Source organism: Bradyrhizobium sp. LB14.3, assembly GCF_040547985.1.
GTDB lineage: Bacteria > Pseudomonadota > Alphaproteobacteria > Rhizobiales > Xanthobacteraceae > Bradyrhizobium.
In genome coordinates, this window is record NZ_JBEPQT010000044.1 from 23,847 (window position 1) to 31,919 (window position 8,073).

Annotated in this window: 7 protein-coding genes; 4 read left to right on the forward strand and 3 right to left on the reverse strand. The window is 64.6% G+C overall.

The features are described from left to right. The first annotated feature begins 17 nt into the window (after nt 1–17). The 3 genes from ABIB00_RS36620 (at nt 18) to ABIB00_RS36630 (ending at nt 3,763) form a co-directional block, all read left to right on the forward strand. Entirely contained in the window at nt 18–809 is a 792-nt protein-coding gene (locus ABIB00_RS36620; RefSeq protein WP_354107712.1) for an enoyl-CoA hydratase, read from the forward strand. A 2-nt stretch (nt 810–811) separates the two neighbouring features. Continuing rightward, the gene (locus ABIB00_RS36625) at nt 812–1,561 is read left to right on the forward strand and encodes a VOC family protein (RefSeq protein ID WP_354107713.1); all 750 of its coding nucleotides are present in this window, start codon (nt 812–814) and stop codon (nt 1,559–1,561) included. Nucleotides 1,562–1,648: 87 nt separating this feature from the next. Continuing rightward, nucleotides 1,649–3,763, forward strand: coding sequence for an acetate--CoA ligase family protein (locus ABIB00_RS36630; protein ID WP_354107714.1), 2,115 nt, complete (start codon nt 1,649–1,651; stop codon nt 3,761–3,763). A gap of 33 nt (nt 3,764–3,796) precedes the next feature. Here ABIB00_RS36630 and ABIB00_RS36635 read toward each other — a convergent pair whose 3' ends face one another. Genes ABIB00_RS36635 through ABIB00_RS36645 form a run of 3 tightly spaced genes read right to left on the reverse strand, consistent with a single transcriptional unit; the run spans nt 3,797 to nt 6,897 of the window. After that, complete coding sequence (locus ABIB00_RS36635; protein ID WP_354107715.1) at nt 3,797–4,615, reverse strand: enoyl-CoA hydratase/isomerase family protein; 819 nt, start codon at nt 4,613–4,615, stop codon at nt 3,797–3,799. 39 nt (nt 4,616–4,654) lie between these two features. Next, nucleotides 4,655–5,815 (reverse strand): acyl-CoA dehydrogenase family protein, encoded by a 1,161-nt coding sequence (locus ABIB00_RS36640; protein ID WP_354107716.1) that lies wholly within the window; start codon nt 5,813–5,815, stop codon nt 4,655–4,657. 17 nt (nt 5,816–5,832) lie between these two features. Next, nucleotides 5,833–6,897, reverse strand: a complete 1,065-nt coding sequence (locus ABIB00_RS36645) for an acyl-CoA dehydrogenase family protein (protein WP_354107717.1) — start codon at nt 6,895–6,897, stop codon at nt 5,833–5,835. 247 nt (nt 6,898–7,144) lie between these two features. On the opposite strand from ABIB00_RS36645, the gene ABIB00_RS36650 reads away from it, so the two are divergent. Continuing rightward, on the forward strand, nt 7,145–7,930 hold the full coding sequence (locus ABIB00_RS36650; protein WP_247445440.1) for an SDR family NAD(P)-dependent oxidoreductase: 786 nt from the start codon (nt 7,145–7,147) through the stop codon (nt 7,928–7,930). The last annotated feature ends 143 nt before the right edge of the window (nt 7,931–8,073 follow it).

Here is an 8,073-nt window from a genome sequence, read left to right on the forward strand (position 1 = left end):
AACAAGGGAGACGTCCCATGAGCAACGACATGGTCCTGCAGAAGCTCGAAGGCGGGCTGCTTACCATCACCATGAACCGGCCCGAACGGAAGAACGCGCTCAACCCGGACATGGTCGCCGGCCTGGTCGTGGCGGCGCGGCGCGCGGCGGACGATCCGGAGGTGCGTGCGGTGCTGTTCAAAGGCGCGGGCGGCAGCTTCTGCGTCGGCGGCGACGTCAAGTCGATGGCGGAGGGACGCGCGCCGCTGCCGTTCGAAGTGAAGATGGCGAACCTGCGCCGCGGCATGGAGGTGTCGCGCATCCTGCACCAGATGCCGAAGCCCGTGGTGGCGCAGCTCGATGGCGCCGCGGCCGGCGCGGGTCTGTCGATGGCGCTGTCGTGCGATCTCCGCATCGCCTCCGAATCCTGCAAGATCACCACCGCCTTTGCAAAGGTCGGCTTCTCCGGCGATTACGGCGGTACCTATTTCCTCACCCAGCTGCTCGGCAGTGCGCGGGCGCGCGAGCTCTATTTGCTGTCGCCGGTCCTGACCGCGAAGGAGGCTCATGCGATCGGCATGGTGACGAAGGTCGTCTCCGACGCCGAGATCGACATGGCCGCGCACGAGCTGGCGCTGTCGCTGGCGCAGGGCCCTTCCATTGCGCTGGGCTTCATCAAGCGCAACATCAACAATGCCGAGCATCTCGCGCTGGAAGATTGCTTCGACGGCGAGGCGATCCATCACACCCGCTGCAGCGACACCGAAGACCACAAGGAGGCTGCAAAGGCGTTCGTCGAGAAGCGCAAGCCGACCTTCAAGGGCGCATGACGATGGCGCCCTATATGCGGCTGCGGCAGATTTGCCTGGTCGCGCCGCAGCTCGCGCCTGTCATCTCCGACATCGCGGAAATCATGGGCCTCGCCGTCTGCTATCGCGACGGCAATGTCGCAAAATACGGCCTGGAGAACGCGCTGCTTCCGGTCGACACGATTCTGCTGGAGGTCGTCGCACCGTTCAAGGACGGCACCACCGCCGGTCGCTTCATCGAAAAGAGCGGCGGGCGCGGCGGCTACATGGCGATCTTCTGCTGCAACGATCCCGACGAGCGCGGCCGTAACGCCAACGCGCTTGGCGTACGCACCGCCAACGTCATCAACCACGCGCCCTATCACGGCGTGCAGCTCCACCCCCGCGACTGCCGCGCCGCCTTCATCGAGTTCAACCACACCGAAGGCAGCGACGACATTTTGGGGCCGTATCCGCCGGCGGGGCCGGATTGGCAAAAATCCATCCGCAAGGACGTGACGCAGACGTTGACGAGCGTGGAGATGCAGAGCCCGGATCCAACAGGGCTGGCCGAGCATTGGGGCAAGATCATCGGCGTTGCGCCGAGTGGCGATACCGAATTGAAGCTGCCCAATGCGACCTTCCGCTTCGTCAAAGGCGCCGGCGAGATCATGAGCGGGCTGGAGTTTCGGGTTGCGGACAAAGCACAGGTGCTGCATGCGGCCAAGGCAAAGGGGCTTGCGGTTGCAGGCGACGAGTTTTTGCTCGGCGGGGTGACGTTCCGCGTCAGTTGATCCCTTGATCGTTATCCGTCACCCCGAGGTGCTCGCCGCTTCGCGACCCTCGAAGGGCGACGGCTACCGGCGAGTAAGGAACGTCACATGCCGCATCCGCTCGACAGCTTCTTCGCACCGGCAAGCATCGCGTTGATCGGCGCCTCGCGCGATCACGAGAAGATTCCGGGCCGGCTGTTGTCGATGTTGCGCAAGAACGAGTATCCCGGAAAAATGTACCCGGTGAACCCGAACTACGCCGAGATCGACGGGCTCATCTGCTACAAATCGATCACGGAGATCGGCGCGCCGATCGATCTCGCAATCATCATCATTCCCGCACGCGCCGTGCTTGCCGCGCTCGAACAATGCGCCGCCGCCGGCATCAGGAACGCCGTGATCATCTCCTCCGGATTTGCCGAGGAAGGTGGCGACAGCGCGGCGATGCAGGACGCGATCGCGGCGCTGGCTGGGCGCACCGGCATGCGGATTTCCGGTCCGAACGCCGAGGGCTTTTTCAGCCAGATGCAGCGTGTGGCGGCAACGTTCAGTCCCGCCGTGGATGTCAAGCCGGGTGTAGCGCCGCTGGTCGCGACGACGAAGCGGATCGGCATTGTCGCGCAGAGCGGCGGCATCGGCTTTGCCTATTATCACCGCGCCAAGGCGATCGGCATTGCCGTGAGCTATGTCGTCAGTGCGGGCAACGAATCCGATCTGGGGGCCGGTGAATTTTTGGATTACATGGTACAGGACGCCGCGACCGACGTGATCTTGCTGTTCATCGAAGGCATTCGCGACGTCGACAAGTTTCTCGCGGCAGCGCGCCGGGCAGCCGAGCTGAAGAAGCCCGTCATCGTGACAAAAGTCGGCCGCTCTGGCGCCGGGATGCGCGCGGCCGCCTCGCACACCGCGAGCATGGCCGGGTGGTCGGCGGCCTACGACGCCGTGTTTGCCAAATATGGCTTCATCGCCTCCAACGATCTCGACGAGGCGCTGACGATCGCAGCAGTGCTTGCGAGCAATCCGTTGCCGAAAGGCGATCGCGTCGCCGTGGTCACCGTCTCCGGCGGTGCCGGCATCTGGGGCGCCGATGCCGTGGCGCGACAAGGTCTGCAAGTGCCGGAGCTCTCCGAAAAAATCCAGGCGGAGATCAAGACGCTGATGCCGTCCTACGGCACCGCGCGCAATCCGATCGACGTCACAGCGCAAGGCGTGACGTCGGGCGGCTTGCAAAAGAGCGTTGATCTGCTGACTGTTTCCGACGAGGTCGATGCAATTCTGGTCTTGCTGTCGCTGTCGAGCGAGGTGCGCAAGCCCTTCAAGGAAGCGGAGCTGAAGCCGGTACTGGCCGCGCAGCACAAGCCCGTGGTGTTTTACTCCTATACGGTGCCGTCGGACTTCGCCCGGCACGAGCTTGCCAAATCCGGCGTCGTTGTGCTGTCCGGTCTGACTCATGTCGGTGCGGCGATGCGGCAGCTGGTCGACTACGCCAACTTCAAACTGCATAAGCCCGCGGATGTGGCGGAGCTGCCCGCGCGCGATCTCTCGGCGCATCTGACTTCACCGGTTCTGTCCGAGGCCGATAGCAAGGAATTGCTTCGCGCCGCCGGCGTTGTGCTGCCGGCCGAAGTGCTGGTGAAAGAGAAGGGCGAGTTGGACGCGGCCATCGCGGGCGTCGGTTTCCCGCTGGTAATGAAAATCCAGTCGCCGGACATTGCGCACAAGAGCGAGGTCGGCGGCGTGCGCGTCAACATCACCGCCAAGGGCGAGGTGTTCCTTGGGTTCGAGGCGCTGCTCAACAATGCGCGCAAGCACCGGCCGGATGCCGTCATTCAAGGCGTGCTGGTCGCGCCGATGGCGAAGAAAGGCGTCGAGATCATCATCGGCACGATGACGGACAAGACCTTCGGGCCGATGGTGATGGTCGGCCTCGGCGGTATCACCACGGAGCTGTTCCGCGACGTCGTCTACCGCCCGGCGCCCGTGAGCGCGAAAGAAGCCGGCGCGATGCTGGCGAGCCTGAAGGCCGCGCCGTTGCTGAATGGTTTTCGCGGAGCGGCGAAGGCGGATGTTGCGGCGGCGTCGCAACTGATTGCCGACATCTCCGTGCTTGCGTCACGGCATGCAGAGGAAATCGCGGAGATCGAGCTCAACCCGGTGCTCGTGCACCCGGAGGGGCAGGGCGTCACGATCGTCGATGCGCTGGTGGTGGGGCGGGGTTAATCCCTCTCCCACAAGGGAGAAGGAAGAACGCAATTACCGCCCCTTGAAATTCGCCACGCGCCGTTCTTCCGTGGCCTTCACGCCTTCCTTGAAATCCTCCGTCGCGCGCAGCCGGGTCTGCTCCTCGAGCTCGTGATTGGTCGCGGCCATGACACGGTCGGCCAAGTCGGCGCGCATCGTCGCGCGGGTGGAGACGAGACCTAGCGGCGAGCATTCGGCGATCTCGCCGGCGAGCTTCAGCGCGGCTGCCTTGACCTGGTCCTGCGGCACCAGCTCGTTGGCGAGGCCCCATTTGACGGCTTCCTCGCCGGTGACGCGGCGGCTGGTGTAGAACATCAGCTCGGCGTTGTTCTTGCCGATCAGCTCGGGCAGCGTCACGGTCAGGCCGAAGCCGGGATGGAAGCCGAGTTTTGTAAAGTTCGCGGAGAAGCGCGCTTCGGGGCAGGTGACGCGGAAGTCCGCGGACACCGCGAGCCCGAGCCCGCCGCCGATGGCGGCGCCCTGCACGGCTGCGACGATCGGTTTCCTGGCGCGGAAGATGCGCACCGCCTGGATGTAGAGATGGTTGATCGCGCCGAGGCTGTCGGCCGGATCGCCCTTGGCGGTTTTCTCGGCTTCGCGCGCCTCCTGCGCCTGTCGCGCCGGGTCCTTGAAATTGGCGCCGGCGCAGAACGCCTTGCCCTGCGCGGACAGCACCGAGCTGCGGATCTCGATGTCGCGATCGAATTCGTCGAGCGCATCCGCGATCTGGTTGATCAGCGAGATGTCGAAGAAGTTGAGCGGGGGTCTGCGGATCTCGATGGTGCCGACATGCCCGACCTTCTCGACGCCGATATCTTTATATGTGCTCATGATGTCCTCGAAGAGTTAGCGCAAACCAGGTCCGCGCGACTAGCGCAGCCCAAGTCCGCGGGCGATGATGCCGCGCAGCACCTCGGTGGTGCCGCCCTGGATGGTGAGTTTCGGTGCGGTCTTGATGGCGAAGTCGAGCTGCCGCTCCAGCGTCTCGCGGTTGGTCGCGGTCTCCTCGACGAAGGCGGCGAGATCGCGCACGCGGTGCGGCAGCTGCTGCTCCCACACCGTGCCGATATCCTTGACGATGGACGCTTCCACCACCGGCTCCTTGCCGGCCTGCAACATGCCGGCAACCGAGACCGACATCCGCCGCATGGTGTGGAGCTGCGCCACCAGCCGGCCGATGCCTTCGGCACTGCGCGTGTCCGGATTGGGGCCGACCGCGCGAACCAGCTCGGTCAGCACGTAATAGGTTTCCAGGAACCGCTCGGGGCCCGAACGCTCATAAGCGAGCTCGCTCGTCGCCTGCTTCCAGGCGCCGTCGATTTCGCCGAGCACATGATCCTCAGGGACGAAGAAATCGGTGAAGACGACCTCGTTGAACTCGTACTGGCCGGTGATCTGGCCGATCGGGTTCACCTGGATGCCCGGCTGCTTCATCTTGACCAAAAACTGCGTCAGGCCGTGACGGCGGTTTTCCTTGGTCGGTTGCGACGTCCGGAAGATCGCTATCATGTAGTCGGCGATGTGCGCCGACGAGGTCCAGATCTTGGTGCCGTTGATGAGATAGCCGCCGTCGGTCTTGGTCGCGCGGGTCTTCGCGGCGAACAGGTCCGAGCCGGAGTTCGGCTCGCTCATGCCGATCGCAAAGCAGATCTCGCCGCGGCAAATGCGCGGCAGGATGTCCATCTTGATATTTTCCGGGGCGTATTTCAGCAGCACCGGCCCGCTCTGGCGATCGGCGACGAAGAAGCGTCGTGTCGGCGCATTGGCCACGCGCATTTCCTCGGTCACCACGTAACGTTCGAGGAACGAGCGCTCCTGGCCGCCATATTTCTTCGGCCATGTCATGCCCAGCCAACCCTTGGCGCCGACCCGGCGGGAAAATTCCGGCGCGTCGGTGTCTTCGCGGTTGGGCTTATGCGGATCGAAGGTGCCGGCGGCGATTTCCTCCGCGAGGAAGGCGCGCACTTCCTTGCGCAATTGCTCGCATTTTTCAGGCAGGCGGATCGGATCGAAACGGAGGGCAGCGGTCATTGTTGTCTCGTCCCTGATCAGCGCGAAGCCACGAGCGGCCACAATTCATCGGCACCGCGGTTTGCGACCAGCTTGCCGAGCTCGACGGCCCAATGGCTCTCCGAACCGAAATCGTCGCGCCAGGCCAGCGCCCGCAGCGAATAGCGATGCAGGATGTGCTCCAGGGTGAAGCCGATCGCGCCATGCACCTGATGCGCGATGGCGCCGCCCTTTTCCGCAGCTTCCGCGCAGCGGATTTTTGCCGAGGCGGCTTCGAGGTAGACCGCGTCGTCGAACGACTTTGCATTGGCGATCGCGTCGGCCGCGGAGGTCGCAGCCGCAAGCGCAGCAGCCGACTCGCCGGCGAGGCGGGCGAGGTTGTGCTGCACCGCCTGGAATTTGGAGATCTTCTTCTCGAAGGCGACGCGCTCGTTGGAATAGCGCACGGAGATGTCAAGCATCGCTTCCAGCGCGCCCGCAATCTGAAGGCTGCGCGCGACGCCGCCCATCAGCATCAGGGTGGTCTGGTCAAAGCCCTTCGGGGCGGGCTTGATGGTGACGGGCTGCACCTTGTCGAGCGTGACGGTGTCGCTGTGGTCATAGCCGACATTGAGCCCGGTCTCGATCCGCCCCTTGCTCGCGTCGACCAGCGCGATCGCAGCGCCGTCCTTGCCGTGTGCCAGCACTGCGAAGTGCTTTGCCGCTTTCGCAAACGGAACGCCGCGGGCGCGGCCGGAGAGCGCGCCGTCGGCATCGCGCGTGATCCGGTCCTTCGGGGAGGCCGGCAGCAGCGTCATCTCTCCCTCTGGGGAAGCGATCTTCGCCTGCGCCAGCAGCCAGCCGGCCAGCATGGTCTCGGCCAGGGGAACCGCGACTGCGAAACGGCCGGCGGCGTTCAGCAGCGCAAAGCCGTCGGCAAGGCTCGCGCCGGAGCCGCCGAGATCGTCGGGCACCCAGGACAGCGGCAGGCCGGCCTCGCTCAGCGCGTGCCACAGCGGTGCCTGCCACGAATCCTTCTTGTCGTTGTTGACGGTCTGCGGATCGGCGAGATCGGCGAAGATCTTCTCCGCGGTCTCGACGACGATATTGTCACTCTCCGCCACAGCGTTCCCCGTGTTTTGCCATTGGCGCATCCGGCCCGAAAGGGCAGGGCGCGCAGGTTCTTCTTGCGCCGGATGATCGGAAAAAGCCATGGCCCTGACAAGCGTTGATCGCAGGTCAACCTGCGGCGCGGGCATGGGCGATAAGCTAATTCCGCTTAGCGGAGTTTGCTGATTTGCAGGGCGCGGCAAACTCGCTAAACAAGCAGCTACCTCAGGCTTGCATCAAAGACATTGGAAGGAAATCAGGATGGCAAAGGACAGTTTGTGCGCAATCGTGACGGGGTCCGCCTCCGGCCTGGGCGCTGCGACCGCGGAAATTCTCGCACGGAGCGGGGCGCGGCTCATCATCAACTATTCCTCGAGCCAGAAGGAAGCGGAGGCGACCGCGGAGCTTTGCCGCAAGGCGGGCTCGCCGGAAGTTCTGGTCGTGCAGGGCGACGTTTCGAAAGATGACGATTGCCGCAAGATCGTCGCGGCAGCCAGCGGCTGGGGCCGGCTCGACGTGCTCGTCAACAACGCCGGCACCACCAAGCATGTCGCCCATGCCGATCTCGATGGATTGTCGGCGGAAGATTTCCAGCGCCTCTACGGCGTCAACACCATCGGCCCGTTCCAGATGGTACGTGCGGCACGCAGCCTGCTCGAGGCCGGCGCGAAAGCCTCGGAGCGGCCGTCCGCCGTGGTCAACGTGTCCTCGGTCGCCGGCATCAGCGGCGTCGGCTCGTCGATCGCCTATGCCGCGAGCAAGGGCGCGCTCAACACCATGACGTTGTCGCTGTCGCGCGCGCTGGCGCCGCTGATCCGCGTCAACACGGTGTGTCCCGGTTACATCGACACCCCCTGGTTCACCAAGGGCCGCGGCGAGGCGGGTGCCAAGCAGGTGCGCGACAGCGTCGTGGCGAAGGTGCCGCTGAAGGTCGCGTCATCAGCGGAAGACATCGCCCAGCTCGTCTGCTTCCTGGCGATGCCGGCCTCCAGCAACATGACCGGCGAGGTCGTGCGCATGGATGCGGGGATGCATCTGATTACGTGAGCTCGCTCCGCTAGCGCGGCAAACACAACCGTCGTCCCGGCGCAGGCCCTAGGGCATGCACATATCTGGTGCGACGGATTGACTCGGGTCGAGGGTGAGGGGTTCCAGAATCGGGAATCCGTGTGATCTCTATGACGGCACTT

Excerpts from the sequence above, each read along its gene's own strand:
- ABIB00_RS36620 (WP_354107712.1), top strand. The coding sequence starts at position 18 with ATGAGCAACGACATGGTCCTGCAGAAGCTCGAAGGCGGGCTGCTTACC.
- ABIB00_RS36625 (WP_354107713.1), top strand. The coding sequence starts at position 812 with ATGGCGCCCTATATGCGGCTGCGGCAGATTTGCCTGGTCGCGCCGCAG.
- ABIB00_RS36630 (WP_354107714.1), top strand. The coding sequence starts at position 1,649 with ATGCCGCATCCGCTCGACAGCTTCTTCGCACCGGCAAGCATCGCGTTG.
- ABIB00_RS36635 (WP_354107715.1), bottom strand. The coding sequence starts at position 4,615 with ATGAGCACATATAAAGATATCGGCGTCGAGAAGGTCGGGCATGTCGGC.
- ABIB00_RS36640 (WP_354107716.1), bottom strand. The coding sequence starts at position 5,815 with ATGACCGCTGCCCTCCGTTTCGATCCGATCCGCCTGCCTGAAAAATGC.
- ABIB00_RS36650 (WP_247445440.1), top strand. The coding sequence starts at position 7,145 with ATGGCAAAGGACAGTTTGTGCGCAATCGTGACGGGGTCCGCCTCCGGC.